Source organism: Streptomyces armeniacus (assembly GCF_003355155.1).
Classification (GTDB): Bacteria; Actinomycetota; Actinomycetes; order Streptomycetales; family Streptomycetaceae; genus Streptomyces; species Streptomyces armeniacus.
Map to the genome: position 1 here is coordinate 6,560,316 of NZ_CP031320.1, position 25,925 is coordinate 6,586,240.

Here is a 25,925-nt window from a genome sequence, read left to right on the forward strand (position 1 = left end):
CGTATCGCCGTTCGGATCGGGAGAGTTGAGCGGTCAGGACTTCTTCGAGGAGCCCTGCTGTGCGCTCGCCTCGGCGGTGGAGCCGCCGTCGTCGGCCGCGTCCGCCGGATCGGCCGGTTCGGGATCGTCTGATTCGGAACCATCCGCCGCGGACTCGTCCGTCCCGGAACCGTCCTTCGCCTTCTTCATGCTGACCGCGGCCCCGGCGTCCTTCCCGCTGCCGCCGCCGCTGCCGCCGGCACCGCCGTCGTCGTCCCCTGGTGCGCGCGGCTCCACGACCTCCTCGCGTCCGGGCGACCGGCGTTGCGAGATCACCATGTACGCGACGGCACCGAGGAAGACCACGACCGACGTCCAGTTGTTGAGCCGCAGCCCCCAGACCTCGTGCGCGTCATCGATGCGCATGTACTCGATCCAGAAGCGCCCGACCGTGTACAGCGCCACGTACAGCGCGAAGACCCGGCCGTGCCCCATCCGGAAGCGCCGGTCGGCCCAGATCACCAGCAGTGCCGCGCCGATGCACCACAGCGACTCGTAGAGGAACGTCGGGTGGTACGTCGCCAGGTCCGGGGAGTCGACGGGCCGGTTCTCCGGGTCGATCTTGACGGCCCAGGGGACGTCCGTGGCGCGCCCGTACAGCTCCTGGTTGAACCAGTTCCCCCAGCGGCCGATCGCCTGGGCGGCGGCGAGCCCGGGCGCCAGCGCGTCGGCCCACGCGGGCAGCGGGATGCCACGGCGGCGGCAGCCGATCCAGGCGCCGACGGCGCCGATCGCGACCGCGCCCCAGATGCCGAGGCCGCCGTCCCACACGCGGAAGGCGTCGACCCAGTTGCGGCCCTCGCCGAAGTAGAGCTGGTAGTCGGTGATGACGTGGTAGAGGCGGCCGCCGATCAGTCCGAACGGGACGGCCCACACGGCGATGTCGGCGACGGTACCGGGCTGACCGCCACGGGCGACCCAGCGCCTGCCGCCGAGCCAGACCGCGAAGAAGACACCGACGATGATGCAGAGCGCATAGCCGCGCAACGGCACCGGTCCGAGATGGATCTCGCCGGCGGAGGGGCTCGGGATGAAGGCAAGGGTGTTCATGGCGTTCCCGACGCTATCGTGCCGGGCGCCCGCGTGGGCACTCCGCCCGGCACAACGGCTCCATAACGAGCCCAGGGGCCTCCATCCGTGTGTCCCGCGCCCCGTCCGCCGCGCTCCCGACCCCGTACGCACGGGGCCCGTACGCACCGCCCCAGTACGCACCGCGCCGGTGCCCGCGCCAGCCGCACCGCGGAAGTTCCGCCGATGAGTTTCCGGCGGTCGTGCGGTCTACCCATCGACGAAAGGAGCGCACCATGCGCAAGATCATCGTTTGCACATTCCTGACGCTGGACGGCGTGATGCAGGCGCCGGGCGGTCCGGACGAGGACGCCGAGAGCGGCTTCGAGCACGGCGGCTGGCAGAAGCCGGTGGCCGACGACGAGGTCGGCGCGGCCATCGCCGGCTGGTACGAGCACTCCGACGCGATGCTGCTCGGCCGCAAGACGTACGAGATCTTCGCGTCGTACTGGCCGACCGCCGACCCCGGCAACCCGTTCACCGAGCGGATGAACAGCATGCGCAAGTACGTGGCGTCCCGGTCCCTGACGTCCGTCGAGTGGCAGAACTCCACGCTGCTGGAGGGCGACATCGTCGATGCCCTGCGCCAGCTGAAGGCGTCCGACGGCGGCGACATCAACGTCGTCGGCAGCGGCGACCTCGCCCAGACCCTCATGCGGCACGGCATCGTCGACGAGTACCGGCTGACCATCGGCACCGGCAAGCGGCTGTTCGCCGACGGAGCGATCCCCACCGCGCTGGAGCCGGTCAGCGTGTCGACGACGAAGGGCGGCACCGTCATCGGCGTCTTCCGGCCGGGCGGCAAGCCGAGCTACGACAGCTACTAGGCGGTCTTCGCCTCGACCATCCTCTTCAGCTTCTCCGGCGTCAGCGGATCGCTCTGGTCCGCGTACACGTTCTCGCCGTCCAGCAGCACGGTCGGGGTCGCGTTGTGCCCCGACTCGAGGAACGCGTTGTTCGACCGCTCCACCCACGTGCCGTGCCGGCCGTCCTCCACGCACTTCTCGAACGCCGGCCCCTCCAGCCCTTCGACCTTCCCGGCCAGCCGGAGCAGCCGCTTCTTGTCGCCGAACGCGTCGTCCTGCTCGCCGGGCTGGTTGCTGAACAGCACGTCGTGGTACGGCCGGAACTTGCCCTGGTCGCGTGCGCAGGCCGCCGCGTTCGCCGCGTACTTGGAGCCGTTGCCGCCCATGTTGCCGTCGATGATCGTGACGATGTGGTACTCGGTCTTGAGCTTCCCGGCCTCCTCCAGCTCGCGGATGGTCCCGCGGAACGCGTTCTCGAACTGCGCGCAGGCCGGGCAGCGGAAGTCCTCGTAGACGGTGAGGGTCGCGGCGGCGCGGCCGGTGCCCTGGGTGATCGGTTTCGCGGACGCGGTGTCGCCGCCCCCGTCATCGCCCTGGTTGGCGACGACCACGCCGGTGACGGCGGCCACGCCGAGCACCGCGGCCATCGCGCCGGCCACCTTCAGCACCCTCAGGCGTTTGTCCGCCGCCCTCTCGCGCTCGCGCTGCTCCCGCAGCCGCTCGCGTGCGCTGCGCTTTCCCTCGCGGTTCTTCTGGCTCATCACAACCTGGGCAAACGAACCGGGTGCCGCACGCGCGTGCACCACCGGCCGCGTTTCCCCCGAAAGAAGGACCCGGCGGGCGCACGGCCCGGAACTGTCTGTCCCGGACCGTGCGCCCACGCCGCGCGCCGTACGCGCGCCGCGGTACGCACGCGCGCCGCCGTACGCACGCGCGCCGCCGTACGTACGCCGCCCGCGCGCTCAGCCGCGTACGCGCACGCCTGCCGCCAGTTCGCCCGCGAGCGTCCGTACGTCCGCGAGGCCCGCCGCCAGGTCGTCGCCCGCGTCGAGCAGGCGTTTGACGAAGGCGGAGCCGACGATCACCCCGTCCGCGAACGCGGCGACCTCCGCCGCCTGCCCCGGCGTCGAGACGCCGAGCCCGACGCACACCGGCAGCCGCGTGGTGGCGCGCGTGCGGCGCACCAGTTCCGCCGCCTCCCGGCCGACCGACTCGCGGGTGCCCGTCACGCCCATCAGCGAGGCCGCGTACACGAAGCCGCTGCCCGCCTCAGTGATCCGCGCCAGCCGCGCGTCCTTGCTGGACGGCGCGACCACGAAGACCGTCGCGAGGCCGTGCTGCTCGGCGGCCTTCCGCCAGCCGTCGGACTCCTCGACCGGCAGGTCGGGCAGGATGCAGCCTGCGCCGCCCGCGGCGGCGAGCTCGGCGGCGAACCGCTCGGCGCCGTAGCGGTCGACCGGGTTCCAGTACGTCATGCACAGCACCGGCGCGCCCGTCGCGGCGTGCGTCTCGCGCACCGTACGGAGCACGTCGGCGATACGGACGCCGCCGCGCAGCGCGATGTCGTCCGCGGTCTGGATGACCGGCCCGTCCAGCACCGGGTCGCTGTGCGGGAGGCCGACCTCGACGATGTCGCAGCCGCCCTCCAGCAGCGCGGTGCACGCCTGGATGCCGCCGTCCACGGTGGGGAATCCGGCCGGGAGGTAGCCGACCAGGGCGGCCCGGCCCTCGTCGGCAGCGGCGGCGAGGGTGGTGCGCAGCAGCTCGGCGTTCCCGGCGGGCTGCCCGCTCACGGGTGTGCTCGCGGGCCCGCCGGCCTGCTCGTCCACGGGTCCGTTCACTGGTCCGCCCCCTTTCCCTCGTCCTTGCCGGAGCCCTCGGCCCCGTCGTACAGCCCGAAGTAGCGGGCCGCCGTGTCCATGTCCTTGTCGCCGCGGCCGGAGAGGTTGACCAGGACGATCCCGTCCTTCCCCAGCTCCTTGCCCAGGTCGAGCGCGCCGGCGAGCGCGTGCGCGCTCTCGATGGCCGGAATGATGCCCTCGGTACGGGACAGCAGCCGCAGCGCCTGCATCGCCTCGTCGTCGGTGACCGGCCGGTATTCGCCGCGGCCCGAGTCCTTCAGATACGCGTGCTCCGGGCCGATGCCGGGGTAGTCGAGGCCGGCCGAGATGGAGTACGGCTCGGTGATCTGCCCCTCGTCGTCCTGCAGCACGTACGAGCGCGAGCCGTGCAGCACCCCGGGCTCGCCCGCGGTCAGGGTCGCCGCGTGCTCGCCGGAATCCACGCCGTGGCCCGCGGCCTCGAAGCCGACCAGCCGCACGTCCGTGTCCGGGATGAACGCGTGGAACAGGCCGATCGCGTTGGACCCGCCGCCCACGCAGGCGGCCACCGCGTCCGGCAGACGGCCCGTACGCTCCAGGATCTGCCGGCGCGCCTCGACGCCGATGACGCGGTGGAAGTCCCGTACGAGTACGGGGAAGGGGTGCGGGCCTGCGACCGTACCGAAGAGGTAGTGGGTGCGGTCGACGTTGGCGACCCAGTCGCGGAACGCCTCGTTGATGGCGTCCTTGAGGGTGCGGCTGCCGGAGGCCACGGGGACGACCTGGGCACCGAGCATGCGCATGCGCGCGACGTTGAGCGCCTGGCGCTCGGTGTCGATCTCGCCCATGTAGATGGTGCACTCGAGGCCGAAGTAGGCGCAGGCAGTCGCCGTGGCGACGCCGTGCTGGCCGGCGCCGGTCTCGGCGATCACCCGGGTCTTGCCCATGCGCTTGGTGAGCAGGGCCTGGCCGAGCACGTTGTTGATCTTGTGTGAGCCGGTGTGGTTCAGGTCCTCGCGCTTGAGGAACACCCGGGCGCCGCCCGCGTGTTCGGCGAACCGCGCCGCCTCGGTGAGCGGGCTGGGCCGGCCGGTGTAGTCGACCAGCAGCTCCTCCAGCTCGGCGGCGAAGGCGGGGTCGTCCTTGGCCTTCTGGTACTCGGCCGCGACCTCGTCGACGGCGGCGACCAGCGCCTCGGGGATGAACTTCCCGCCGAAGATCCCGAAGTAGCCCTCGGGGGTGGGCACCCGACCGTCGCGGTCGGGGATGAAGAAGCCGGACATCCGACGTACTCCTCGCAAAGGTGTTGTAAGGGAAACGGTAGGCGCGGACGGGCCCGTACGGGCCCGTACGGGCGCGCGCGGCCGGCGCCGGACAGGGGCCGGGCAGGGGCCGGTGAGGGGCGCGTACGGGTGGGACCGCGGCGTGCAGCGGCGGCGCGCCTGCCGGGGCGCGCCCCGGCGTACGGGCGTACGGCCCGGCGCGCGTGAGGTGAGCTCCGGCCTCCGTCACAGGCGGAGGATGGCCGGAAAGGGTCAGCGCGGCGCGCTCAGGCCGTGGGGAGCCGCCATCGGCGACCGTTGATCTGGCCGGGCTCGCACCCGATGTGGTAGCGCACGCGGCGGCCGTGGACGCGGCGCGCGGGCGCGCGGCAGCCGCGCGGGCGGCAGCCCCGGCGCAGCGCCGCGTGCGGCAGGCGGTGGTCCGACGGCGCGCACGGCGGCGCGTACGGCGGACGCGCGCCGCGGCCCGCGGAACTCCCCGGGACGGGGGCCTGCGGCGCGGCGGCGCGTGCGGTGGTCATCGGTGCGGTCAGCCCCGCCCGTGCCGGAGCGCGGGGTGTGCGCCGGCGGCGACCAGGTCGGCGACCGCCGACCGCGGGTCCTTGCCGGTGACCAGGGACTCGCCGACGAGGACGGCGTCGGCGCCCTCGTTCGCGTAGGCGATCAGGTCGTGCGGGCCCCGTACGCCGGACTCGGCGATCTTGACGACGTGGTCCGGAATCTCCGGGGCGATCCGCTCGAAGTTGCCGCGGTCGACCTCGAGAGTGCGCAGGTTGCGCGCGTTCACGCCGATCAGCTTCGCGCCGGCGGCCAGCGCGCGCTCGACCTCCTCCTCGTCGTGCACCTCGACGAGGGGCGTGAGCCCGATGGACTCGGCCCGCTCGACGAGCGAGACGAGCGCCTCCTGCTCGAGCGCGGCGACGATCAGCAGGACGAGGTCGGCGCCGTACGCGCGCGCCTCCCACAGCTGGTACGCGGTGAAGACGAAGTCCTTGCGCAGCACCGGGATGTCGACCTTGGCGCGGACCGCTTCGAGGTCCGCGAGGGAGCCGCCGAAGCGGCGCTGCTCGGTGAGGACGGAGATGACGGCGGCGCCGCCCGCCTCGTAGTCGGCGGCGAGCCCCGCGGGGTCGGCGATGGCGGCGAGGGCGCCCTTGGACGGGCTCGAGCGCTTGACCTCGCAGATGACCTTGACACTGTCGCCCTTGAGCGCGGCGATCCCGTCCTTGGCCTGCGGGGCGGCCCCGGCGCGCTGCTTGAGATCGTCGAGGCTGACGCGCGCCTGCCGCTCGGCGAGGTCTTCGCGGACGCCGTCGATGATCTCGTCGAGCACACTCACGCGAGCGGCCCCCCTTCGTGGCTGAGGGAATGGGGTGGTCAGGCACTCCGATGGTATCCGCCGGGGGGCGGAGCACCCGCATCCGGTTGCGCCAAGTCCCATATTCCGGACAGAACGATCATGGGGTCCGGGCCCCGTCAGGGCGCCAGCGCCGCGCCGAGGGGCAAATTCCGGACAACCGAGAAAACGAGCACCAGTCCGCCGAGTACCCACCAGTGCACCACCCGCGGCCGTACCGGCGACAGCGCCCCCAGGGAGAGCACCGGCCGCCGCCGCAGCGCCGCCCAGGACCAGCGCAGCCATACGGCGGCGAAGACGAGGAAGGCCGCGACGACCAGGGCGTTGGCGCCCAGGGCCGCGACGAGGTCGCCGTGCGCGACGGCGTGCGCCGTACGAAGGCCGCCGCAGCCCGGGCAGTAGATGCCGGTGAGCTGCAGCAGGGGGCATGCGGGGTAGCGGCCGGGCCGGTTGGGGTCCACGGCGCCGACGAACGCGACGGCGGCGCCCACGGTCACCAGCGCGACGGCGGGGGCGGCGAGCCGTACGAGCGGCCCGCGGCGGTCTTCGTACGGGCCACGGTCGGCGTACGGGCCGCTGCCGCCGTACGGGCCGGGTGCGCCCCGCGGACCGGCCGGGCCGGTCGGTTCGGTCGGATCGCTCACGCTCCCACCTTCCCCGCCGGCCGCCCGCCGGGCCACCCGTGTGCGGCCTTCGGCCGCGCGGCTGCGGTCAGGACTGCGCGGAGGCCGAAGCCGAGGCCGGCTCCTGGCTCGCCCGCGGCTGCGGCTGACGCTGCGGCTGGGGCTTCTGGCCGAGGCCCGCGGCTCGCATGGCCAGTCCCACCACGCCGCCGAGAAGTGCTACGGCGCAACCGGCCGCGACTCCGAGCGGCTGCGCCATCACCGTGAAGGCCCCGCCGATGCAGAAGCCGAGGAAGGTGATGGTGACGCCGGTCCAGGCCGCCAGCGTGTGTCCGTGGTTGTTGCCCGCCATTGACTGCTCCTCATCGATCAACTACGCGGACGTGTACGGGGCCCGCCCGCGCCATTCTCCCCCGTGCGCGCGGCAGCCCGAGTCAGGGGGTGCCGTTCGCGCACTTCGGGACGTGCCGTACGCGTCAGGACGTGCCGTACGTGGGGTCCTCGCCGCGGTCGAGCGCCTTCCACAGGTCCTCGGGCCGGTCCGGGTCCACCGGAGGCGCGGCCGCGCGGCCCCCGGCCCTGGAGCGCGTACGGGACGCGCGGGGCGTCCGCTCGTACCGCCCGCTGCCCGCCATCGACGGCCAGTCCCGCCCGTAGCGCAGGGCCAGCGCCCCCGCGACGAGAAGCAGGACGCCGCCCGCCGCCGAAAGGTACGGCCAGACGCTGTGGGTCACGTCGCCGATGCCGCTGCTCGCGAGACCGCTGGCCTGCGCGGCCTTGTCCTGGAGTGCGGCCGTGTCGTTCGCGCCCAGCACGGCGGTGACGACGGTGCCTGCGCCACAGAGGGCGAGCAGTCCGGCGACGGCGAACCGTACGGCGCGGCGCACCGCGAACACGGCGACCAGCGCGGCCAGCCCCACCAGCGCCAGCGCGCTGGGGAGTCCGCTGATGTCGCCGCCCTCGGCCTCCAGTGGGAGGGTGCCGTCCGCGAACGACGCGGTGCTCTCGCTCCACACCTGGCCGGCGGCCACCAGCACCACCGCCGCGCCCAGCGCGCCCGTCAGCAGCGCGCACGCCAGCGCGCGCCGGGGCGCCCGGGACGGCCGCGGGGTGGTTGCCGGGGGTTCGGAAGTCACGTGTCCACGCTACCGCCGAGCCGTTCGGCGGTGTCCACCGCCCTCAGCAGGGCGGCGGCCTTGTTCCGGCACTCGATGTCCTCGGCGACGGGGTCGGAGTCGGCCACCACGCCGGCGCCAGCCTGTACGTAGGCGGTGCCGCCGCGCAGCAGTGCCGTACGGATCGCGATGGCCGTGTCGGAGTCGCCCGCGAAGTCGAGATAGCCGACGCAGCCGCCGTAGATGCCGCGCCGGGTGGGCTCCAGCTCCTCGATGATCTGCAGCGCGCGCGGCTTGGGGGCGCCGGAGAGGGTGCCCGCGGGGAAGCAGGCGGTGAGCGCGTCGAACGCCGTACGGCCCTCGGCGAGCTGCCCGGTGACGGTGGACACGATGTGCATGACGTGGCTGTAGCGCTCGACGGACATGAAGTCGACGACCTCGACGCTGCCCGGCTCGCAGACCCGGCCCAGGTCGTTGCGGCCGAGGTCGACGAGCATCAGGTGCTCGGCGCGCTCCTTGGGGTCGGCGAGGAGTTCGTCGGCGAGGGCCGTGTCCTGCTGCGGGGTGTCGCCGCGCGGCCGTGTGCCCGCGATGGGGTGCAGCAGGGCGCGGCCGTCCTCGACCTTGATCAGGGCCTCGGGGCTGGAGCCGACGACGTCGAAGCCGCCGTTGTCGTCCTCGAAGCGGAACAGGTACATGTACGGGCTGGGGTTGGTGGCGCGCAGCACCCGGTACACGTCCAGCGCCCGCGCGGCGCACGGCGCCTCGAACCGCTGCGACGGGACGACCTGGAACGCCTCCCCCGCCCGGATGCGTTCCTTGATGTCCTCGACGGCCGCCTGGTACGTCTCGCCGCCGGACCGCGCCACGTACTCGGGCAGCCGCGACGGCGGCAGCGGCGTGGTGCTCGCGGGCGTCGGCCGGTCCAGGTCGGCGGCCATCGCGTCGAGCCGGGCGACCGCGCCGCGGTAGGCGTCGTCGACGCCGGTCTCGAGGTCGTTGTGGTTGATGGCGTTGGCGATCAGCAGCACCGTGCCGTCGCGGTGGTCGAGGACGGCAAGGTCGGACGCGAGCAGCATCGTCAGCTCGGGCACCTTGAGATCGTCCTCGGTGCTGTCGTCTAGCTTCTCGAGACGGCGCACGATGTCGTACCCGAGATAGCCCACCATGCCGCCGGTGAACGGCGGTAGTTCGGTGGACTCGTGCAGGTCGCGCGGAGTGTGCAGGGCCTCGACGGTCTCGCGGAGCGCGTGCAGCGGGTCGCCGTCGGTGGGGACGCCGACGGGCGGGGTGCCGAGCCAGTGCGCCTGCCCGTCGCGGACGGTGAGCGCGGCGGAGCTGCGTACGCCGACGAACGAGTAGCGCGACCAGGTACGGCCGTTCTCCGCGGACTCCAGCAGGAACGTGCCGGGGCGCTCCGCCGCGAGCTTGCGGTAGAGCCCGATGGGGGTGTCGCCGTCCGCCAGCAGCCGCCGCGTGACCGGGATGACCCGGCGGTCCTTCGCCAGCGTGCGGAAGGTGTCGAGGTCCGGTGTCGTCATGATGCCCGACTCTAGCCGGGACCCCGCAGGTGGCAGGCGCCTGCGGGCGCACGAGCGCACAGAGTGCGCCGGGTGCGCGGCACTCCGCGTGCGCGGGGCGTAGCGGGCGCGGGGTCCGCTGCGTATCGGGCAGACGGGACGGGCAGACGGGCGGTCCGTCTCAGCCGTCCAGCGCGAGCTGCCCGGAGTCGAAGCAGGTGCGGTCACCGGTGTGGCACGCGGCGCCGACCTGGTCGACCTTCACGAGGACCGTGTCGCCGTCGCAGTCGAGGGCCACCGACTTCACCCACTGGAAGTGCCCGGAGGTGTCGCCCTTCACCCAGTACTCCCCGCGGCTGCGCGACCAGTACGTGCACCGGCCGGTGGTGAGCGTACGGTGCAGCGCCTCGTCGTCCATCCACCCCAGCATGAGCACCTCGCCGGTGTCGTACTGCTGGGCGACGGCCGCGACGAGACCGTCGGCGTTCCGCTTGAGCCTCCCGGCGACCGCCGGGTCCAGGGAGGACGGAGGAGGGGACGGGGTACGTGGTGTGGGGCGGGACATGTGGCCATTCTGCCGCCGGACGGCCGCCTCGCGAAAATGGATACAAGGTGCGGACCTGGTAACAGCCTTGTCGCGTCGGCTACTTTTCCCGGCCCCCGTCAACCGCATGTCAGTGCGATGGTGCATTCTTTCGGACATGAGCTTTCCTCCGCCGCCGCAAGACCCCCACGGCTCCGGCGCCGCCGGCTCAGGCGGCGGTTTCGGACCGCCACAGGGCTTCGGCCCGCCCGAGCAGCCCGGCCCGCCGCAGGGATACGGATACCCGGGCGGCCAGCCCGGCGGTTTCGGGCAGCCGCCCGGCCCCGGTGGCCCTGGCGGCCCCGGCCAGCCGCCGTACGGCACGCCGCCCCCGCCGCCCGGCGGCGGGAACAACGGCGGCAAGGTCGCCGCGATCATCATCGGCGCCGTGCTGGTCGTCGGCCTGGCCGTGGGCGGGGTGATCATGATGAACGGCGATGACGACGACAGCTCGGACGAGTCCAAGTCGTCGAGCTCGCCGAGCAGCCCGGGCTCGGAGTCCAAGGTGCCGACGGACATCCCGACCGACATACCCACGGACATCCCGAGCCCCAGCTCGCCCGAGACCTCGGCGGAGCCCAACCCGTCCTCCAGCGACCTGGTGCCGTTCGTCGTCCTCGACCCGGGCCAGTGCTTCGACCACCCGGCGCTCAGCAGCGACGTGAAGAAGGTCGAGACGCGGTCCTGCAACTCGCCGCACAACGGCGAGGTCATCGCCAACGACAAGCTGACGGGCAACTTCTCCACCGAGAAGGAGCTGCAGGACAAGGTCCTGGAGCTGTGCAAGGCGGACGCCAGCAAGCGGCTCAAGACGATCCCGCAGGACGGGCGGAACTACTACTTCTACGCGATCTACCCGTCGCTGGCGACGTACGAGGGCCGCGGGCAGGACACGATCTCCTGCTCCCTCACCCTCAGCAACTCACTCGACGGCACCAAGCTCACGAAACCGCTCCCCGGCTGACCCGGCCGGCCGGGCCCGTCGGCGTACCCTGGCGGTATGTCGACCCATGCCAAGCGTGAACGCCTGCTCCTCGCCGACCTGCTGGAAGCCGCCGGCCCGGAGGCCCCGACCCTGTGCGCGGGCTGGAAGACCCGCGACCTGGCCGCGCACGTCGTCGTGCGCGAGCGCCGTGGCGACGCGGCGGGCGGCATCGTGATCAAGCCGCTCGCCGCCCGTCTGGAGCGGGTGCAGGGGGAGTTCGCCGCGAAGCCGTACGAGGAGCTGATCCAGCTCATCCGTACGGGACCGCCGCGCATGTCCCCGTTCGCACTCAAGCAGGTGGACGAGGCCGCGAACACGGTGGAGTTCTTCCTGCACTCCGAGGACGTCCGGCGCGCGCAGCCGGACTGGACGCCGCGCGAGCTCGACCCGGTCTTCGCCGACGCGCTGTGGCGGCGGCTCGAGTCCACCGCGAAGATCTACGGCCGCAAGTCGCCGGTGGGTCTCGTGCTGCGCCGGCCCAACGGCCAGACGGCGGTGGCCCGCAAGGGCACCCCGGTCGTCACGGCCACCGGCGAGCCCGCCGAGCTGCTCCTCTTCGCCGCCGGCCGCCAGGACGCGGCGCGGCTGGAGCTGGAGGGCGAGAAGGAGGCCGTCGAGCGCGCACACGACGCGGACCTGGGGCTCTGAGCGAGCCGGGGTGCGCAGCGGGTACGCGCCCGGGGACCGGTGCGTTCGGCAGCCACGGCAGCTCCGGCGCCTCGGGCGTGATCCGCGGCGGCGGCGTCTGATGTCGTACGGGTCGTGAGTGGCCGGTCGGCGGCGTTGGCCCGGACATCATCGGCAACCAGCACCTGTTATCCGTGATTCGCGTTCCCAGGGGCCCGCGCCGGTCCGGGAGCCGGCCGGGGCAGTTCCGCCGCCCGTACGGCCGGGGACAGCAGCGTGCCGAACGCCACGAGCAGCCCCAAGGCACCGCACGCCGCGAACGTCTCGCCCACACCCCAGCGCCCGGCCGCGGCGCCGAACACCGGGTAGCTCAACGGCGCGAGCCCCAGACTGCTCAGGCTCAGCACGGCGGTGACCCGGCCGAGCAGCGACGGCGCGGCGGACGTCAGGATGAGCGCCTGCGACAGCCCGCCGCACACCCCGGCCAGCAGGCCGGCAGCGCCCGCGGCGCCCATCGCGGCGGGCAGGGTGGGCAGCAGCCCGACCGTTCCGAGGGTCACCGCGCACACCGCGAGGGTGCCGATCTGCACGCGACCCGCGTACGGCAGCCGCCCCCGTACGGTGATCAGCAGCGCGCCCGCCCCGGCGCCCGCGCCGAACGCGCTGACGATCCAGCCCATGCCGGAGGCGCCCCAGCCGCGTTCGGCGGCGAGCAGGACCAGGCCGACGTTGAGCGGGCCGTTCAGCAGGATCTCGCTGGCCGCGCCGCTGACGACCAGCGGTCCGATGAGCCGGTGCCGCCGGATGTAGCGCAGCCCGTCCACCAACTCGCGCCAGGCCGTGGCCCGTTCACCGGGGGCGGCACCCGCCTCCGTACGGTCACCCGTACCTGCGGCCCCCTCCGTACGGGCGGCCGGTCCGGCCGGCAGCGGGCCTATGCGTACGGCCAGCAGCAGCGTCAGCGACAGCGCGAACAGCCCGCCCGCGCACGCGAACGCCGCCGCCGTACCGCCCAGCCCCATGGCCAGCCCGCCCAGCGGCGGGCCCGCCGTATGGCCCGTCCGGATGGCCAGTGCCCGCATCCCCTGCACGCGCGTGAGCTGGTCCGGCCCGGTCAGGCGGGGCGGCAGCGCGCCGACGGCGGGCAGGAACAGCGCGTCCACGGCGCCGAACACGAGCGCCACCGCGACCAGCAGCCACAGACCCGGCGAGGCGAACGCCAGCGCCGCCGCGACCGCGAGGATCACCGCGCACCGTACGGCGTCGCTGCCGAGGACGGCGCCGCGGGGCCCGAAGCGGTCGGCGGCCACTCCCCCGCCCAGCATCAGAACAGCGCGCGGCACGGCACCCGCCGCCATCACCATGCCGACCTGCGCGGGCCCGGCGACCTCGGCGGCGGCCCAGCCGAGGGCGACGAAGTACACGCCGTCACCGACCATCGATGCGGTGTACGCGAGCAGCCAGCGCAGCAGGTTGGCGTCCCGGTGCGCGGGCTTGCCCGGCGGCGCGGGCGGGGGCCGTACGGGCGGCGGTGGACGTACGGGCGGCGGGGGCCGTACGGGCGGCGGTGGACGTACGGCCGACTGCTCGCGTACGCCCGCGGGTTCGCGTTCCCCGTCGGCGGTCACGGCCGGAAGGGGAACCCGTACAGGTGCAGGGCGACGTGCTCGCGCCCTTCCGTGTCCCCCGCGGCTTCCGCCGCACGGCCGCGCGCCGTCCAGCGCCGGCCGAGTTCGGCGACCTCCTCGGCCAGCTCGCGGAGTTCGGCCGCGGTGAGCCGCGCCTGGTACTCGGAGGTGAAGGCGGCGCTGGTCCACTCGCGCGGCCAGGCGGACTGCTGGTCGAGATACGCGGAGTAGCGCTCGCCGCGCGTCTCCATCAGACGGCGCGTCACCTGGCTGACGACGGCGGCGCCCTCCGGGTGGTCGTCGAAGTCGGAGTTGCGGAACTCGAAGCCCTTCTCCGTGGACGGCTTCCACCAGCGCTCGCGGCCGTCCCTGCCGCGGCCGGCCGCGGCCTCGATGAAGCCGTGCTCGGCCATCTTCCGCAGGTGGTAACTCACCAGCGAGACCGCCTCGTCCACCTGGTCGGCGAGCTGCGAGGCAGTGGCAGTACGGGCGGCGTTCAGGGCGCGCCACAGCTCGATCCGCAGCGGGTGCGTGAAGACCTTGAGTGCGGCGAGGTCGGTGATGCGGTGGGGCGGCTCGGGCTGGGTGTCGTCGTCGGCCATGGCGTCACCGTAGATGCGAAAGGAATATTGCGCAATATTCCTTTTGCATCTTGCCAGGCCATGAGCGGTGACAGGTAGGAATTCTCCTACCTATAATCGCGGCATGAACATCACTCACACCACACCCGTCGCGACCTGAGGGGGCGGATCGATGCGTACCGTCGAGGCGGCCGGGGACCGGGTCTTCGCCGCGCTTGCCAGTCCCGTACGGCGGGAGGTGCTGCGGCTGCTGCGCGACGAGGGGCCGCAGCCCGTCGCACGGCTCGCCGAGCGGTTCGACATGGCGCGGCCCAGTCTCTCCGAGCATCTGAAGGTGCTGCGGGAGGCGGAGTTGGTCAGCGAGCGCAAGGTCGGGCGGCAGCGGCTGTACCGGCTGGAGGCCGTGCCGCTGAACGACGTGCAGGACTGGCTCAGCCCGTTCGAGCGGTTCTGGCGCGAGAAGCTGGCCGGTCTGCGCGACGTGCTCGATGCCATGGAGGACGTGGAAGAGGCGGACTCCCCCGCTCAGACTCAGACAGACCGGACAGACCAGACCGGCGGGGACGCCGCCGCCGAGGGAACGGGTGCACCATGACCGATGACGACGACCTGACCACGCTCCGCCTCGACCAGTTCCTGCCGCACCCGCCCGCCAAGGTGTGGCGGGCACTCACCGAGCCGGGGCTGATCGCGCAGTGGATGATGCCCGGCGACTTCCGACTGGAGGTCGGCCACCGTTACACGATGCAGGGCATGGCCATGCCCTCGACGGGCTTCTCGGGCACCGTCCAGGCCGAGGTGCTGGCGTACGAGACGGAGAAGATGCTGCGGGTGTCCTGGCTGGACGCCAATCCGGGCCCCGACACGAACGCGGACTGGACGATCACCTGGACGCTGGAGCCCGAGGGCAACGGCACCCGGCTGTTCCTGCTGCACGAGGGCTTCGATCCGGACAACGCGTTGCAGCAGCGCGCCCGTTCGATCATGGACGGCGGCTGGCGCTCGGGGGTGCTGCGCGGCCTGGAGACCGTGCTCAGCACCATGTGAACGCGGGGGCACGGCCGTACGCCGCACCGCGTACGGGCGTGCCCCCGGCCCGTACGGTCAGCCCGCGACGATCCGGGACACCGTCTGCGCGCCGGGGCTGCCCTCCACCAGCGTGGCGGTCAACGCGTCGCCCGCGGCGGCGAGTTCGTCGTCCGTCATCGGGCCCAGCGCGTCGAAGACGAACATCGCGCGGGTCGTGTCGTGGGTGAGGCGCGTACGGACGCACTGCCGCCAGTTCCAGCGGCGGCACGTGACGCCCGCGTCGTCGCGCCACACGACCTCGCCCGGGCGCGGGTTCTCCACGGCCGGTTCGCCGCCGGCGGTGATCTCGAACGGTTCGGTGCCGTCCGCCCGTACGAGCCGTGCCGCGCCCTGGTAGTGGTCCAGGTCCTCGCCGCCCAGCGGCAGGACGTGCGCGATGGAGACCGCGTTGTAGAGATCCGTCAGCCGGTCCACCCGCGGCAGCCCGGCGTCCAGCCGGCGCAGCAGGGCCTCGGCGCTGGGCCGCGTACGCTGCGGCTTGGCGCCGAAGGCGCGGAACGCGTCGCGCCACGCGGCGAGATGGGGGTGCTCCTCCACGGGCGTGTCCGCGAACCGTGCGCGGGCCTGCGTCTCGGCGGCGGCGAGCACGCGCTCGCTGAAGTCGTCGCCGGGGCCCGGCCGCAGGCCGTCGGCCACGATGAGCAGCGCGCGGTAGTCCGGGCGCAGCTCCAGGACGGCGGGATCGATGCTGGCGGCGTCGAGCCAGCGCTTGGTGTCGAGGGCGTCGAGGGACACGGGCACCCCTAGGTGGCAGGTCACTTTCATGGACTGGTCCGTCCACTCTAATGCACTCGCTGCCCCTTTTCCGCCCGCGGCGGCGGCGGAAGAACGCGCGGCGGGCGTCAGCCGCGTTGCCGACGACCGGGGCGCCGTGGTCGCGGGCCGTCCTCAAGCGCCGGACGGTCTGGAAGTGGCCGGTTACGCCTGTCACTCGAGGGACGGAGGGGCCCGCCGACCGCCGCCAGTGGCGAGGGCACGTCGCTACGTCGGCGGCCCGCCGTAGCCGATCTCGTTGCCGTCGGGGTCGCGGTACAGCACCTTGCGCACACCGTTGGGGTACGTCTCCCGGTGGACGGGCGATCCCGGCCTCGGCGATACGGGCGACGCGCGCGTCGAGGTCGTCGACGAAGATCGTGGTGTGGGCGTGGCCCGCGCGCTCGGCGTCCTCCTCGATGTACACGTAGCGGCGCTCGGCCAGCTCCCACACCACCTCGGTGTCGGACGCGAGGAAGGCGGGCTCGGCGCCCAGCACCCGTACGTACCAGGCCCGCGCGGCCTTGGAGTCACGGACGTAGATCCCGGCGAACAGGTCCACCGGCATGCGGACATGCCAGGCCGAAGCCCGCGGGCACGTGCACGTACGGCGGGCGGCGGGCGGCGGGCTTCGGCCTGGCATGTCCGCATGCCGGCCAGCCCGGACACCAGCTCCTGTACGGGCTTGCGCCGCCCCGTGTAGAACGGCACCTCCTCGCGGACGTGCAACCGCGCCTCGGACGCCCGCAGATGACGCATCAGGTCCACGATCCGGTGCAGCCCGTCGGCCTCGAAGGCGAGCAGCCACACGTAGTCGCCGCGGGCGAAGCAGGCGAGGGTGTTGTGGCGTACGTTCGCGTAGCCGGCCGCCAGCGTGCCGTGCGCGGGTGGCGGTCGGCGGTCGGCGGTGCCAGCCTCTTATTGTATCCGACTCCGTGTGACAGAACGGCCAGTTTGCCGCGAATTAGCCCGAGTTGGCCTCCATAGCTTGCGGATACGGCCAGGTCCACCGGTGTCTCCAGGGCCTGCTCCCAGGGGAGGACCGGCAGTCCGGCGGAGGCCAGCAGTTCCGGTACGCCCGCGAGGTAGGGCGAGGATCCGGTGCAGGTGGCGAGGAGCTGCACCCGCAGGTCGCCGTGGAACAGCGGAAGGACGTCGAGCAGCCTGCTGGCGGAGGTCACGTTGTGGACGACGAGGAGGACGCGGCGGCAGTCCGCCCGGGTGACCCACCGTTCGGCGTCGTCGCCGGCCGGCACCCGCAGCCGTATCCCGCCGTCCGCCACCCGCGCATCCCCCCATGGCCGGTGCCCGGTGCGGCCCGGCCCCTCGACAACGTTGCGCGCGATGCTACCGGGGCCCTGTGGTGTCGGTGCGCGCCGTGTGCCGTACGCCGTGCCCCGTACGCAGGTCCGCCGTGTCGCCGTGCGACTCGAGGAGGTCGCGGAGGGGTCGGCGAGTGCGCCGCGCTGCTCGTCGGACAGGGCGGCGAGCAGCCGGTTCTCCGTGGCGACGTGGTCGGGCGGTGCGCGGTCGATGAGGGCGCGTCCCTCGTCGGTGAGCGCGACGAGCGCGCCCCGGCCGTCCGACTCGCTGGGCGTACGCGTCACCAGTCCGCGCCCCTCCAGCCGGTCGAGGCGCTGGGTGATGGCGCCGGAGGTGACCATGGCCGAATGCATGAGCTGGGCGGGGGTCAGCCGGTGCGGCGGGTCGCTGCGCCGCCGTCATGGCCACCGGAGTCGTCCTCAGCAAACGGTGGACGTCGCCCGCACCGCTGCTGGCCACCACCGGCTGGCAACTCGTCGCGGGCGGCCGGTTGCTACCCGTCGCACTGCTCGTTGAAGGCCCGCCGCCGGCCGCACTGAGCGCCGCGAACCTGGCGGGCCACGCCTATCTCACCCTCGTGGGGTCGGCTCTCGCGTCCTCTGGTTCCGCGGGATACGTGCCCTCTCACCCACCAAGGTCACCTTCCTCGGGCTGCTCAGCCCGGTGGTCGCCACGGTGCTGGGGTGGGTGGTGCTCGGCCAGGAGCTCACCGTGGCACAGGGGTTGGGCGGGGTCGTCGTGCTCGCGGCGCTGGTCGCCGTACAGAGGCGAGGGGGCGGCGGGAAGGCGGAGCCCACGTCGCGTGGCGGCACCGTACGGGCGTCGGGCGTCGGGCGTCGGGCGTCGGGCGGCGGTGCGGCGGCGCCGGCGTCGGGCGGCGGCTGCGTCTGCGTCTGCGCCCGCGCCCGCGTCTTCCGCGGAGGCGGGTGAGGGCGGCGAGGGACGCCGTACGGCGGTGGCGTGCTGAACAGCCGGCGGCTGGAGCGGTGCCGGTTTGCGTCATCCGGCCGCGGAGCCGTACGTATGGCGGAGCCGCACATACGCATGCGGAGACCCGTACGGACACCGGACTGTGGGAGCCGGCTGTGCGACCGGGCCGTACGGGCCAGGCCGCAGGAAAGCGACACCGACCGAGGAGCCCCGACATGTGCCACCCCGTCAACGGCCGCCCGCCCGCCGCACCCATCGTCACTGGCGGCGTAGCCGAGCACGGGCCGCTCGAGCTGAGCACCGCCGACGGCAACCGCTTCCGCGCCTACCACGCGGTCCCGGAGGCCCCGATCGGTCGCAGCCTGGTGATCCTCCCGGACCGCCGCGGCCTGCATCCCTTCTACGAGGCGCTCGCCCAGCGGTGCGCCGAGGCCGGGTTCCGCACGGTGGTCATCGACTTCTACGGGCGTACGGCGGGGACCGCGCCGCGTGACGAATCCTTCGACTGGGCGGCCCACATGCCGCTGCTGGAGGCGGCGCATGTGGACGCCGATATCGCCGCGGCGACCGCCTGGCTGCGTGAGCGGAGCACGGATCCGGTGTTCACCGTCGGGTTCTGCCTGGGCGGGTCCCACTCGTGGCGGCAGGCCGCCGGCGACCTCGGGCTGGCCGGGGCGATCGGCTTCTACGGCCCGCCGCGGTTCTTCGGCGACTCGACCGCGGACCTGTCCGCGCCGCTGCTCCTGCTGCTGGCCGGGGACGACGCCGCCACCAGCCAGGCCGAGTTCCAGGCGCTGGTGGCCGGTTTCGACAAGGCGGGCAAGGAGTACGAGATGCACGTCTACGAAGGGGCGCCGCACTCCTTCTTCGACGTGAGCTTCGGCGACTGGACGACAGCCTGCACCGACGCCTGGCAGCGCATCCTCGACTTCACCGCCCGCCACGGCTCGGCGGTCTGAACTCGCGCTCAGCGTATGAAGCGCACGTCGGGGTGGCGGGGAGAGGGGCCGTCGAGCACCGGCCGGGACTGTCCGCGGAGATGGCGGTCGAAGAACGCCGTGAGATACGCCCGCTGGCTGCTCACGGAGCGTTCCGGGTCGACGGTGCCGATCATGCTCTCGCGGAGCCCCCGCGGCAGCTCCGCTCTGCGGTCGAGCTGGGGCAGCAGCGACTGGTAGTCCGTAAGGGAGTTGTGCGCGGCCTTCGGCCACCACAGGTCCCGCTTCCAGCCGGGCGAGTGCTCCCAGAACGACTTCCAGGAAGGGGATTCCCGGTGGGTGTGCGGCGCCACGGACTCGTCCTCGCGGAACAGTTTGGTGCCCATCAGCAGGAACGGCCTGTCCAGCCCGGTTCTGGCGACGGGCAGCAGCTTGCCCGGGTCGGTCCAGCTGAGGCCCAGCGGTCCGTCGAGGTCGACGCCCGCGTCGATGCCGGGGTCCTCGCGCATCGCCTCGGCCGCTGTCACGCCGCCCATGGAGTGCCCGAACATGCCCAGCTTCTCCATGTCCATCGCCTTGGCCAGGCCGCGCGGCAGGGCTCGGCGCCCGGCGTCCGGGTTGTCCCCCTTCGCGAGTGAGCGCAGCCGGGCGGTGACGAAGTGCGTGTCCGCCACCCGGACTTCGAGCATCCGCCGCCACCGCTGCGCCTGGTCCTTGATCTTCTGCAGCTCCGGGGACGGCTCGACGACCCGGCCGTCCGGGAACTCGACCGCGTGCGCCTCGCCGGGGTGGTCGATCGTCACCACCACATATCCCTCGCTGGCCAGCTGCTCGGCGGTGGAGGTGCCGAGCGTGCGCTCGTTGAACCCTCCCGGGCTGAACAGCACCACCGGCGCCCGGCCCGCCTTCGGCGACACCTCGGCGCCGAGCCGGGCGTGCGTACGGGTGCCGGCCCAGTCGACGGTCCCGGCGGGCAGCTTCAGCACCTCGGCCGCGCCCTTGCCGAAGACCTTCGCGGCGCCGGGCCGCATGTAGGGCGCCCGTTCGCCCCCGCTGCCGTGCCGCGCCGGATACCAGACGCTCGCCATCAGCTCGCGCCGCCCTTCGCCGCCCCAGGGGTCTCTGCGCGTCTCGTCGACGAGATGCAGCTCGGTGGTGCCGACACCGAACGGCCCGGTGGGCCGGGCGAGGGACAGCCGCACCGGCCGCGCGGACGCGGCGTCGGCACGGCTGTCCGTGCCGCCTGTGCCCGTGCCGCTGCCCGGGCCGTCCGGGCCGCCGGGGAGCCCGACGGCCGGGACTGCGGCGGCGCAGGCGCCGACCACCAGCGCGGCGACGAGGGCGCGGCGGGTCCTGCTGTGCGGGAGACGCTTGTGTGATCGCATATCTGAACTCTGCGGCAGCGGCGGCCCGTTCCACATTGATCTTTCGGCAGGCGTTCACCCTTACTTTCGTCAGGTCTGACGCGTCCCACCGAACTCCCACCCGCCGCCCACGCTCCTCCCACCCGCGCCCGCCACCGTTGGCGGCATGGCAGCACCGGAACTCGACGCCACCGCCCGCGTCGCACGCCTCCTGCAGCGGACCGGCTTCGGCGCCGTGTCCGCCGAACGCGCCGAACAGGCGGCGGCAGGCGGTTTCGACGCGGCGCTCGACGCTGTCCTCACCGACAGCGACCCCGGTGCCGCCGCGACTCCGCCCCCGCACTTCCCACCGCTTCCGGAACGCCCCAAGAAGCCGCAACGCGGCCAGGGCGGCGAGGAGAAGGACGACGCGAAGGACGAGAGCGGCAAGGACGACAAGGGGGGCAAGGGCGACAAGGGGGGCGACGCGCGGAGCGCCTACCGCGAGGCCGTACGGGAGCAGCGCGAGCAGCTGACCGTGTGGTGGCTGGACCGCATGACCGCCAGCGAACAGCCGTGGCCGGAGAAGCGCACGTTCCTGTGGCACGGACACTGGGCGACGTCCATCGCCAAGGTGAAGTCCGCCGACGCCATGCTCGCCCAGAATGAGACGCTGCGCCGCGACGGCGGCGGCGACTTCCGCCGCCTCGCCCGCGCCATGGTGCGCGATCCGGCCCTGATGGTGTGGCTGGACGCGTCCGGCAACACCGCCGAGGCACCCAACGAGAACCTCGCCCGCGAGCTGATGGAGCTGTTCGTCCTGGGCGTCGGCAACTACGGCGAGCAGGACGTACGGGAGGCCGCCCGGTCGCTCACCGGCTGGGCAGTGAACCGCAAGACGGAGGACGGCTACACCGTACGGTTCCGCCCGCGCCGCCACGCAGAGGGCGCCCAGCGGGTGCTCGGCACGGAACGCGATCTGGACCCCAAAGAGCTCGTCGACCTGCTCACCGCCCGCCCGGAGTCCGCCCGTTACCTCGTCACCCGCTGGTGGGGCTGGCTGGTGTCGTCGGAGAAGGGGCCGTCGGAGGAGGCACTGGACCGGATCACCGCCGCGTACGGTGCGCGGCGCGACGTGACCGCGATGGTGCGGGCGATGTTCACCGACCCGGCGTTCGCCGATCCGGACAGCGTGCTGGTGAAGCAGCCCGTTGAGTACGTGGTCGGGTCGCTGCGCGTGCTGGGCCTGCGCCCCGCCGAACTCTCCGGAGAGCTGCGGAAGTTCCTGCTGCGGACGCTCACCTCGCTCGGGCAGGTGCCGTTCCGGCCGCCCAGCGTCGGCGGCTGGCCGTCCGGTACGGCGTGGCTGACGACCGCCGCCGCACGGGCGCGTACGGCGTTCGCGCAGCGGATGACCGGCGAGGCACGTGAGTCGGAGCTGCTCGCCACCGTACGGAAGGCGCCGGCGAAGGACCGTCCCGACCGGCTCGCCGACGCGCTCGGCACGGAGTGGAGCGACCGTACGCGGTCCGTCCTCGCCGAGGCCGCCGGGGACCCGCGCAGGGTCACCGCCGTCGCGCTCACGACCCCCGAGTACCTCGTACTCGGCTGACCCGCCGGGGGAACGATGAAGACGACAGTGGACACCTGGACCCGCCGCCGGTTCCTCGCCGCAAGCGGCGTCACCGCGGCGGGCGCCCTGGCGGCCGGCGGTGCCTACTCCGTACAGGACCTGCTGGGCTCCGCAGGACGGGACGGCGACGGCGACTCCGGCGCGCAGGGTTCGCGAATACTCGTCCTGGTGACGCTCTACGGCGGCAACGACGGCCTCAACACCCTGGTGCCCGCCGGGGATTCCGCCTACCACGACGCGCGCCCCGACCTCGCGTACGACGAGGACGAAGTCCTCCCGCTGGGCGACGAACTGGGGCTCAATCCCGGGCTGAAGGGCTTCAAGAGCCTGTGGGACAAGGACCGGCTGGCCGTCGTGCGCGGGGTGTCGTATCCGCAGCCGGACCACAGCCACTTCCGGTCGATGGCCATCTGGCAGACGGCGTCGCCCGGAACTCCCGCGCCGTCCGGATGGCTCGGCCGCTGGCTGGACGCGCAGGACGACCCGGACCCGCTGCGTGCGGTGTCGATCGGCGCCACCCTTCCGCCGTTGCTGGCGGGGGAGAAGACGGCGGGAGCGGCCGTGCAACTGGGCGGCATGCGGCTGCCGGACGCGTGGCGCACGGTGTGCTCGTACCTCGCGGAGGGACACGCGGACGACGACCACCCTCTGCGGCGCAGGGCAGCGGAGTCGATCGGCGACCTGGTGACGGTCACCGAGGCGTACGGAGGACAGGACGCGCGGGACGGACAAAGCGCACAGGACGGAAAGGGCGCGCGGGACCGGAAGGACGCACAGGACGGGAGCGACGCGCAGGGCGAGAGCGGTGACGAGGAGGGCCCCGCCGACCCGAACGACGGCGAGGACGAGGACCGCCCCACCGACGGCGCGTCCGCCGGCGGGCAGAGCGAACTCGCCGCCCAGCTGTCCGTCGTGGCACGCGCACTGGAGGCGAACGCGCCCACCCGTGTGCATTGCGTGAGCCTCGGCGGTTTCGACACGCACGCCAACGAGAAGCAGACCCAGTCCCGGCTGCTCGGCCGACTCGACCATGACATCGCGGACTTCCTGCAGAGGATCCGCGGTACGAAGGCGGGCAGCCGGGTCGTGGTCGCCGTCTACTCCGAGTTCGGGCGGCGGGTCAAGGCGAACGCCAACCAGGGCACCGACCACGGCACCGCCGGCCCCGTCTTCGTTCTCGGTGAGCCCGTCAAGGGCGGCTTCTACGGGGACCAGCCGAGCCTCACCGACCTGAAGGACGACGACCTGCGGATGACCACCGACTTCCGGGACGTCTACGCGACGCTCCTGGAGCGCGTCCTGGGCACCGAGCCCGGCCGCATTCTCGGCGGCCACGACCGGACGCTCGGTTTCCTCTAGCCGGCCGTACGGACGGGCGCCCGACCACCGCCCACCGTACGGTCCTTCCCCGCCCCACGCGCCGTCCGATGCGGCCGGTCCGCCTGCGCGCGCTCCCGCGGCCGGTACGCCCTACGCGCCGTCCGCCGCCGGAAGCCGCACCTGTACGGCAGTGCCGCCGCCCGGCGGGCTGTGCACCTCCACCCGTCCCCGATGCGCCGCCGCCACGCTCGCGACGATGGCCAGGCCGAGCCCGCTGCCGTGCCCGGAACGGCCGGCCTCGGCGCGGTAGAAGCGGTCGAAGACGTGCGGCAGCGCGTCGGCAGGTATGCCATCGCCGTCGTCCGCCACCTCGATGAGCACCGTATCGGCGTACGCGCCGCCCCCTGCCGCGCCGCCCTGCGCACCCGTGCCGCCGTAGACGCCTCCGTACGCACCGCCTCCGCCGTACGCGCCGCCCTCCGCGCCGTCTGCCTCCAGCGCCACCCGGACCCGCGCCCGTGTTCCCGGCGGGGTGTGCGTGCGTACGTTGGCCAGCAGGTTGTCGGTCAGCCGGCGCAGCTGGTCGGCGTCTCCGTGGACGACGGCGTCCGCGTCGGCCCGTACGGTCAGCGGGTGCTCCGCGTCGACCACACCGGCCGCATCGGCCGCCGCACGCGCCACCTCGCCGACGTCCACGGCCGAGTGCCGCGGACCGCCGGTGCCGTCCAGCCGGGCGAGGAGCAGCAGGTCGTCGACGAGCCGCTGCATGCGCAGCGCCTCGTCGCGGATGCGGCCCATGACCCGGTCGCGGTGGGCGTCGTCGGCGATGGCGCCCTGCTCGTGCAGATCGGCGTAGCCGAGGACGGCGCTGACGGGCGTGCGCAGTTCGTGGGAGGCGTCGGCGGCGAACCGGCGCAGCCGCTCCTGCATCGCCTGCTGCTGTGTGAACGCCTCGCCCTGCTTCTGCAGCATCGTGTTCAGCGCCAGGCGCAGCCTGCCGACCTCGCTGTCGGGGGCGTCCCCGCGCATGCGCGGAGGGGCGTCGCCCCGTGCGATGCCGTCCGCGTCCCGCGCCATCGACTCCAGCGGCCGCAGCCCGCGCCGTACGATCCAGAACGCCACACCCGCGACCAGGCACAGCCCTGTGGCGACGCCGACGCCTTCCAGGATCAGTAGCCGCTCCAGGGTGCCGTCGACAGCCGTCAGCGGCACCGCAACGACCAGGGTGCCCTGCCCGCGCGGGAGCGGCCGCGTCAGCAGCCGGTAGCGCGGACCGGATCCGGCGCCGTCCGCGGACGGCACGGTGACGGGCGTGCCGCGCGCTGTCCGCAGGTCCTCCGGAAGCCGCGGGGGTGGTGCCTGGAGATCGCGCAGCCCGGGCGCGAGGGGCTGTACGCGGCCGGCCCTGCGGTGGATTTCGATGAAGTACTCCGGAGTGCCGAGCATCCGGGCGCTGGCGGCGAGCCCTTCCGTGGGCGGCTGTTGGGAGCGGATCTGCTTCACCACCCGCTGCTGGACGGCGCGCAGAGAGGTGTCCGTACGGTCGGTGAGGTGGTCACGCAGCGCCGTGTAGACGAGTGCGGAGACAGCCAGCAGCACGGTCGCGACGAGTGCGAGGAGGGCGGCCAGCAGGCGCCCGCGCAGCGTACGCGGCAGCAGACGGCGTGCGGCGGCCGCCGTACGCGAAGTGTGCGCCGTACGCGAAAGGCGCACCGTCTGCGAAGTGCTCGCCGTATGCGAAGTGCCCACCGTCCGCGTACGGTCCGCCGCTCCCCGATCCGCCTCCGCTCCGTCCGCGGCTCCCGTCACGGCTGCCGTCCTGGAGGGCCCGCGGGCGGTTCGGACGGTGCGCGCAGGACGTAGCCGATGCCGCGCCGGGTGTGGATCAACGGCTCGCCCAGCGCGTCGAGTTTCCGGCGCAGATACGACACGTACGTCTTGAGCACCGCCTGGTCGCCCTCGCCGTAGTCCCAGACGTGCTCCATGAGCTGCTCCTTGGTGAGCACACGGCCCGCGTGCCGGAGGAGGCAGTGCAGCAGCCGGTACTCGGTGGGGGAGAGCTCCACGACGGTGCCGGACCGCCGCACCTCGTACGTCGCCGTGTCCAGTTCCACGTCCGCACAGCGCAGCACGCGGTCGTCGCCGGAGGGCGGCCGCCCCGTACGCCGGAGGACCGCGCGGACGCGTGCGGCCACCTCGTCCAGCCGGAAGGGCTTGGTGATGTAGTCGTCGGCGCCCAGGTCCAGTCCGACGACGACGTCGTCGCGGCTCTCGCGTGCCGTGAGGAACACGACGGGCACGCGGCCGTCGCCGTCCGTGCGCAGCCGCCGTACGACCTCGAAGCCGTCCAGGTCCGGCAGCATCACGTCGAGCAGGACGAGGTCCGGGGTGCGGGCGCGCGCCGCCGTGAGCGCCGCGTGCCCGGTGGTCGCCTCGTCGACGGTGTAGCCGAGGAAGCGCAGCGAGGTCGCCAGAACGTCGACGATGGCGGGCTCGTCGTCCACGACCAGGACGCGCCGTCCGTCTCCTTCGCTCATGCCGCCCATCCTCCATGGCGGCGC

26 protein-coding genes and 3 pseudogenes are annotated in these 25,925 nt (G+C 73.3%); 9 read left to right on the top strand and 20 right to left on the bottom strand.

What is annotated here, in order from left to right:
- Nucleotides 1-33: 33 nt before the first annotated feature.
- On the bottom strand, nt 34-1,089 hold the full coding sequence (gene lgt / locus DVA86_RS28605; RefSeq protein ID WP_208882646.1) for a prolipoprotein diacylglyceryl transferase: 1,056 nt from the start codon (nt 1,087-1,089) through the stop codon (nt 34-36).
- 254 nt (nt 1,090-1,343) lie between these two features.
- Here lgt and DVA86_RS28610 point away from each other — a divergent pair, with 254 nt between their 5' ends.
- Complete coding sequence (locus tag DVA86_RS28610; RefSeq protein WP_208882648.1) at nt 1,344-1,934, top strand: dihydrofolate reductase family protein; 591 nt, start codon at nt 1,344-1,346, stop codon at nt 1,932-1,934.
- On the opposite strand, the gene DVA86_RS28615 is transcribed toward DVA86_RS28610, so the two are convergent.
- From DVA86_RS28615 to hisI, 10 genes are all read right to left on the bottom strand, one after another.
- Entirely contained in the window at nt 1,931-2,674 is a 744-nt protein-coding gene (locus tag DVA86_RS28615) for a DsbA family protein (RefSeq protein WP_208882649.1), read from the bottom strand. The two genes, DVA86_RS28610 and DVA86_RS28615, sit on opposite strands and share 4 nt — an antisense overlap.
- A 201-nt stretch (nt 2,675-2,875) precedes the next feature.
- Nucleotides 2,876-3,706, bottom strand: coding sequence for a tryptophan synthase subunit alpha (trpA, locus tag DVA86_RS28620; RefSeq protein WP_208885303.1), 831 nt, complete (start codon nt 3,704-3,706; stop codon nt 2,876-2,878).
- Between the two features lie 44 nt (nt 3,707-3,750).
- The gene (gene trpB, locus DVA86_RS28625; protein WP_208882651.1) at nt 3,751-5,016 is read right to left on the bottom strand and encodes a tryptophan synthase subunit beta; all 1,266 of its coding nucleotides are present in this window, start codon (nt 5,014-5,016) and stop codon (nt 3,751-3,753) included.
- 266 nt (nt 5,017-5,282) lie between these two features.
- Nucleotides 5,283-5,537 carry a tryptophan biosynthesis modulator TrpM gene (gene trpM, locus DVA86_RS36150; RefSeq protein WP_342776379.1) on the bottom strand — a complete coding sequence of 85 codons (255 nt, stop codon included), beginning with the start codon at nt 5,535-5,537 and terminating at the stop codon, nt 5,283-5,285.
- Nucleotides 5,538-5,545: 8 nt separating this feature from the next.
- Nucleotides 5,546-6,355, bottom strand: a complete 810-nt coding sequence (gene trpC / locus DVA86_RS28630; RefSeq protein WP_208882653.1) for an indole-3-glycerol phosphate synthase TrpC — start codon at nt 6,353-6,355, stop codon at nt 5,546-5,548.
- A gap of 137 nt (nt 6,356-6,492) precedes the next feature.
- Entirely contained in the window at nt 6,493-7,017 is a 525-nt protein-coding gene (locus DVA86_RS28635; RefSeq protein WP_208882655.1) for a DUF2752 domain-containing protein, read from the bottom strand.
- 67 nt (nt 7,018-7,084) lie between these two features.
- Nucleotides 7,085-7,348, bottom strand: coding sequence for an HGxxPAAW family protein (locus tag DVA86_RS28640; RefSeq protein WP_208882657.1), 264 nt, complete (start codon nt 7,346-7,348; stop codon nt 7,085-7,087).
- A gap of 124 nt (nt 7,349-7,472) precedes the next feature.
- Entirely contained in the window at nt 7,473-8,132 is a 660-nt protein-coding gene (locus DVA86_RS28645; RefSeq protein ID WP_208882659.1) for a TIGR02234 family membrane protein, read from the bottom strand.
- Nucleotides 8,129-9,652 (bottom strand): anthranilate synthase component I, encoded by a 1,524-nt coding sequence (locus tag DVA86_RS28650; RefSeq protein ID WP_208882661.1) that lies wholly within the window; start codon nt 9,650-9,652, stop codon nt 8,129-8,131. The genes DVA86_RS28645 and DVA86_RS28650 overlap by 4 nt, the downstream gene beginning before the upstream one ends.
- A 160-nt stretch (nt 9,653-9,812) precedes the next feature.
- The gene (gene hisI, locus DVA86_RS28655) at nt 9,813-10,196 is read right to left on the bottom strand and encodes a phosphoribosyl-AMP cyclohydrolase (RefSeq protein ID WP_208882663.1); all 384 of its coding nucleotides are present in this window, start codon (nt 10,194-10,196) and stop codon (nt 9,813-9,815) included.
- Nucleotides 10,197-10,332: 136 nt separating this feature from the next.
- On the opposite strand from hisI, the gene DVA86_RS28660 reads away from it, so the two are divergent.
- Both DVA86_RS28660 and DVA86_RS28665 read left to right on the top strand, forming a co-directional pair.
- The gene (locus DVA86_RS28660; RefSeq protein ID WP_208882665.1) at nt 10,333-11,178 is read left to right on the top strand and encodes a hypothetical protein; all 846 of its coding nucleotides are present in this window, start codon (nt 10,333-10,335) and stop codon (nt 11,176-11,178) included.
- A 36-nt stretch (nt 11,179-11,214) separates the two neighbouring features.
- Entirely contained in the window at nt 11,215-11,847 is a 633-nt protein-coding gene (locus DVA86_RS28665; RefSeq protein WP_208882667.1) for a TIGR03085 family metal-binding protein, read from the top strand.
- Nucleotides 11,848-12,014: 167 nt separating this feature from the next.
- Here DVA86_RS28665 and DVA86_RS28670 read toward each other — a convergent pair whose 3' ends face one another.
- Nucleotides 12,015-13,298: an MFS transporter gene (locus tag DVA86_RS28670; RefSeq protein ID WP_281279364.1), complete on the bottom strand. Its 1,284-nt coding sequence runs from the start codon at nt 13,296-13,298 to the stop codon at nt 12,015-12,017.
- Between the two features lie 152 nt (nt 13,299-13,450).
- Nucleotides 13,451-14,056, bottom strand: coding sequence for an ArsR/SmtB family transcription factor (locus DVA86_RS28675; RefSeq protein ID WP_208882669.1), 606 nt, complete (start codon nt 14,054-14,056; stop codon nt 13,451-13,453).
- Nucleotides 14,057-14,207: 151 nt separating this feature from the next.
- Here DVA86_RS28675 and DVA86_RS28680 point away from each other — a divergent pair, with 151 nt between their 5' ends.
- Nucleotides 14,208-14,630 (top strand): ArsR/SmtB family transcription factor, encoded by a 423-nt coding sequence (locus tag DVA86_RS28680; protein ID WP_208882671.1) that lies wholly within the window; start codon nt 14,208-14,210, stop codon nt 14,628-14,630.
- Nucleotides 14,627-15,082 carry an SRPBCC family protein gene (locus DVA86_RS28685; RefSeq protein WP_208882673.1) on the top strand — a complete coding sequence of 152 codons (456 nt, stop codon included), beginning with the start codon at nt 14,627-14,629 and terminating at the stop codon, nt 15,080-15,082. The genes DVA86_RS28680 and DVA86_RS28685 overlap by 4 nt, the downstream gene beginning before the upstream one ends.
- Before the next feature lie 57 nt (nt 15,083-15,139).
- Here the strand turns inward: DVA86_RS28685 and DVA86_RS28690 are convergent, their stop codons facing one another.
- From DVA86_RS28690 to DVA86_RS36160, 4 genes and pseudogenes are all read right to left on the bottom strand, one after another.
- The gene (locus DVA86_RS28690) at nt 15,140-15,859 is read right to left on the bottom strand and encodes a B3/B4 domain-containing protein (protein ID WP_245997300.1); all 720 of its coding nucleotides are present in this window, start codon (nt 15,857-15,859) and stop codon (nt 15,140-15,142) included.
- A 376-nt stretch (nt 15,860-16,235) separates the two neighbouring features.
- Nucleotides 16,236-16,520: pseudogene (locus DVA86_RS36155) on the bottom strand (VOC family protein); the annotation flags it as partial.
- 11 nt (nt 16,521-16,531) lie between these two features.
- A pseudogene (locus tag DVA86_RS28695) lies at nt 16,532-16,777 on the bottom strand (chlorite dismutase family protein); the annotation flags it as partial.
- 731 nt (nt 16,778-17,508) lie between these two features.
- Nucleotides 17,509-17,553: pseudogene (locus DVA86_RS36160) on the bottom strand (hypothetical protein); the annotation flags it as partial.
- Nucleotides 17,554-17,851: 298 nt separating this feature from the next.
- On the opposite strand from DVA86_RS36160, the gene DVA86_RS35615 reads away from it, so the two are divergent.
- Together DVA86_RS35615 and DVA86_RS28715 are read left to right on the top strand one after the other, a co-directional pair.
- The gene (locus DVA86_RS35615) at nt 17,852-18,130 is read left to right on the top strand and encodes a hypothetical protein (protein ID WP_245997772.1); all 279 of its coding nucleotides are present in this window, start codon (nt 17,852-17,854) and stop codon (nt 18,128-18,130) included.
- A 215-nt stretch (nt 18,131-18,345) separates the two neighbouring features.
- Nucleotides 18,346-19,089, top strand: coding sequence for a dienelactone hydrolase family protein (locus DVA86_RS28715; RefSeq protein ID WP_208882677.1), 744 nt, complete (start codon nt 18,346-18,348; stop codon nt 19,087-19,089).
- Between the two features lie 8 nt (nt 19,090-19,097).
- On the opposite strand, the gene DVA86_RS28720 is transcribed toward DVA86_RS28715, so the two are convergent.
- Nucleotides 19,098-20,453 carry an alpha/beta hydrolase family protein gene (locus DVA86_RS28720; protein WP_208882678.1) on the bottom strand — a complete coding sequence of 452 codons (1,356 nt, stop codon included), beginning with the start codon at nt 20,451-20,453 and terminating at the stop codon, nt 19,098-19,100.
- 145 nt (nt 20,454-20,598) lie between these two features.
- On the opposite strand from DVA86_RS28720, the gene DVA86_RS28725 reads away from it, so the two are divergent.
- Nucleotides 20,599-22,023, top strand: a complete 1,425-nt coding sequence (locus tag DVA86_RS28725) for a DUF1800 domain-containing protein (protein WP_208882680.1) — start codon at nt 20,599-20,601, stop codon at nt 22,021-22,023.
- A gap of 15 nt (nt 22,024-22,038) precedes the next feature.
- The gene (locus DVA86_RS28730) at nt 22,039-23,403 is read left to right on the top strand and encodes a DUF1501 domain-containing protein (RefSeq protein WP_208882682.1); all 1,365 of its coding nucleotides are present in this window, start codon (nt 22,039-22,041) and stop codon (nt 23,401-23,403) included.
- A 111-nt stretch (nt 23,404-23,514) separates the two neighbouring features.
- Here the strand turns inward: DVA86_RS28730 and DVA86_RS28735 are convergent, their stop codons facing one another.
- Both DVA86_RS28735 and DVA86_RS28740 read right to left on the bottom strand, forming a co-directional pair.
- A complete protein-coding gene (locus DVA86_RS28735) occupies nt 23,515-25,173 on the bottom strand; it encodes a sensor histidine kinase (RefSeq protein WP_245997303.1) in 1,659 nt (552 codons plus the stop codon).
- Nucleotides 25,170-25,901: a response regulator transcription factor gene (locus DVA86_RS28740; protein ID WP_245997306.1), complete on the bottom strand. Its 732-nt coding sequence runs from the start codon at nt 25,899-25,901 to the stop codon at nt 25,170-25,172. Before DVA86_RS28740 ends, DVA86_RS28735 begins: the two co-directional genes overlap by 4 nt.
- Nucleotides 25,902-25,925 lie beyond the last annotated feature (24 nt).